The sequence below is a fragment of the Holospora undulata HU1 genome, from assembly GCF_000388175.3.
Classification (GTDB): Bacteria; Pseudomonadota; Alphaproteobacteria; order Holosporales; family Holosporaceae; genus Holospora; species Holospora undulata_A.
The window spans coordinates 1-3,040 of record NZ_ARPM03000104.1 but is presented as its reverse complement, the minus strand read 5'-3'; the positions used below and the strand labels follow the sequence as shown (position 1 = coordinate 3,040).

Below are 3,040 nucleotides of genomic sequence, written 5' to 3'. Positions count from 1 at the left end.
GTACATTCGGATGCATGAACTTGTTAAGATAAGCCGAATTAAGTATGAAAGGAGTAAGAATCCCAGCTATAGCATCATTCACTAAGTGTTAAAACAAGTGTTAACCCCACAGGAGCCTCAGAAAAAATAGGTATAGATGGGGGGAAAAAAGATACGTAAACGGCATAGTAGTGTTGATAGGCAAGGCAATCTGCTCCATATCAAGGGTTCATAAGGCCAATGACACAGGTGCTGGGTGCAGAGTTTTTAAGGAAATGTTGCAAAAATATCCTACATTAAAGGGAGTGTGTGCAGATGCTGGATATAGAACCCCCATGGAGGCATTTGTAAGAAATATATTGAATAAAACTATAGTAATCTCAGAGCATATATCTCAAGGATGGGCTATAATTCCAAAGTGTTGAATCTTCGAAAGAACATAGGATAGCTAAATTATTTGCAAAGGGTATCTAAAGATTATGAAATTTCCATAGAGACTGCTGGAAACATGATCATGATAGCCCATTCCATGATCCTATTAAGAAGGTTAGCTAAAATACAGGTTCTAAAGAAAAGATAAGCAAATAGATTAAATCTTGAATTTTAGGAATTTTAAAATTCAAAATCAGAGTTCCTATGTCAGATTCGAAGATTTTAACTAAAGATATTTTTTTTAGAATTAGTAAAGGATGTTTTTTAAAAATCTCTAAAAAAGATTGTATGTAAAATTTGTGAATATTCGGATTGCTTGAAAAGCGGTTTTGTTCGAGGGGTTCAGCGGTACAAATGTAAAAAATGTGGAAAAAATTTCATGTAAATTTAGGTGTGCCCGAAAAAGATAAGCTCCAATCCCTCGTTTTATACGCAAGCGACCTTTCAACGAAACGAATTGCTCAGCTTTTTGGTGTCAGAGCGACCGCCGTTTTGAAGAGGTCAGGCACCTTAGGATCAAGGCTATGCGCCAAAGTTGAGCCCTTCCCAGAAGGCAAAGGTATTGTCATGGAAGTTGATGAATTTTGGAATTATTAAAAAAAAAGCAAAAATTGTATTTCTAAAGCTTAAATTTCTAAATCCTAGGATCGTGCTGGAAAACGGCTTATCGATTGGGAATTTGGTGATCACTTGAATCAAACATTCAAACGACTTTTTGAACGATTAAAAAAATGTAAAATTTTACTTTATTGCGCAGATAATTGGGAAGGTTTTTACAAAATTATTCCAAGCAACTACCTCTTTCAGGGAAAAAGATAAAAATCTTTTCCATTAAACAAAATAACGCTCCACACCTCTATTGGTTTGCAAGATTTCGACCTCCCTTGCAAACACACGATCACTTGAAATGCTAGAGGGAACAATTCGTATTTTTGCGGCACTTCACGTTAATAAAACTTTGAAAATCAATCATGCTATCTTTGGTTAAAAGTCTCTTTTTTTAAATTCTGCAACTTTGTTTTGCTCCTGCTTGAAATGTTTAGGACGAGGCTTCAATATAGGAGTAATTTAACTATTTAACTTCTTGATCTTTTGATGAACGGTTGACTTGCTAATTTCCATATTACAGAGCGGTTCTAGTTATGTCGTAAATCCTTGACTAATGCCATGAGTCTTGGCTGAAATTGCTTTTGCTACTTTACGTGATATTCGTGCAGCTTCACCAATCTCCCTAAGCTAATATTTTGCTTCTTTTGCGACCTGCGCGGTTGATAGTTTTAATGCGGATGCCATTCTATTTAAGCTGTTTGTTATACACCTAAGATAAACTTCTCCTTTTCTTAAAAGGTAATCATTATACGCTTATTTAGCAATGGGAATTGGTATAATGTGCTGTGCGCTAACAAGGTTTTTATGTTTCCTTAATTATCCAAAAATTGTTTTAGAGTTTTCCCTTACCTACAAAAAAAGCATTTTTGAAGCCTGCGGTGTCAGCCACAAATACTTAACCTCTTTACGCAGTAAATTGAACTTGACATTCGGTTGTCCGAATTGTAAAATTAAATTGTTGTTAAAAATAAATAAAAAAGTGTTATGAAACAAAAAATATTGCTAACTTTTTTTCTTCTTTTCTCACAGACATATTCTTTATATTCCAATCCAGTTGGTCAGTTGACATCTTCGGAACAGAGTTTTTTTGTGGAAGATTTTCTTCAAAAAAATCCAGAAGCTTCTATTTTGTCATGTGCCAAAAAATATTTAGAAATTCATGGAAAAAAAAATGTGGGAGAGGTGTTTTCAATTCTTCTGTCAAAAAAATCAGTAAAACCTCAAGAAATAGAAGAAATTTTTGCTGATAAAGAAGTATCTGACGCGCTATCTAATCAATGGGGTGGCGTTTTTCAACAATGTGTCACAAATAATGAAGAGGATAACTTTTACAAGCTTTTGGGAAACTCCAGAGTCTTGGAAAAATTAAATAGTATGGATTTAGAGTGCGTATTGAAAAGATGTATCTATGAAAATAATACAAATTTTTTCGACAAACTTCTAGAAAACGCCACCGTAGTAGAAAAATTAAGTAGTAGAAGTGTAGGTGTAGTATTGGAGTACTGTGTCTATGGCTGTGGCTGTATAAGTAGCTTAGATTTTCTCGACAAGATTTTAGAAAAGGCCACCGACGCCACCGTAGTAGAACACTTAGATAGTGTAGGTTTAAAGTTAGTATTGAGTCACTATATCTCTAGAAATAAAAAAGATTGTTTAGACAAGGTTTTAGAAAACGCCAGCGTATTAGAAAAATTAGATAGTAGAGATTTAGGGTCAGTATTGATCGAATGTATTTGTAAAAAAGATACAGATAGTTTCGACAAGATTTTAGAAAACGCCACCGTAGTAGAACACTTAGATAGTGAAGATTTAAAATTAGTATTGGACCAGTATACCTCTAGAAATAAAACAGATTTTTTTGACAAGCTTTTTCAAAATAACGAAACCCTTAAAAAATTGATAAAAACATGTATAGAACAAGAAGATGTGAATGTTTTCTGTAAAAGGAGAGTATTATCTTTTTTCACTGATCAAAATAAGATAAAATTATTCAGTGTTCTTTCTGAAAATGATGCTTTTT

At 33.6% G+C, this 3,040-nt stretch carries 3 protein-coding genes and 1 pseudogene; all 4 read left to right on the top strand.

The window, feature by feature from the left end; all coding sequences use genetic code 11:
- The first annotated feature begins 170 nt into the window (after nucleotides 1–170).
- Complete coding sequence (locus K737_RS10990) at nucleotides 171–404, top strand: hypothetical protein (protein WP_024161377.1); 234 nt, start codon at nucleotides 171–173, stop codon at nucleotides 402–404.
- Between the two features lie 336 nt (nucleotides 405–740).
- Nucleotides 741–924: pseudogene (locus tag K737_RS10985) on the top strand (helix-turn-helix domain-containing protein); the annotation flags it as partial.
- A 346-nt stretch (nucleotides 925–1,270) separates the two neighbouring features.
- A complete protein-coding gene (locus K737_RS11400; protein WP_268743848.1) occupies nucleotides 1,271–1,399 on the top strand; it encodes a hypothetical protein in 129 nt (42 codons plus the stop codon).
- A 605-nt stretch (nucleotides 1,400–2,004) separates the two neighbouring features.
- The coding region (locus tag K737_RS02145) for a hypothetical protein (protein WP_006295969.1) at nucleotides 2,005–3,040 on the top strand (1,036 nt) is incomplete at its 3' end.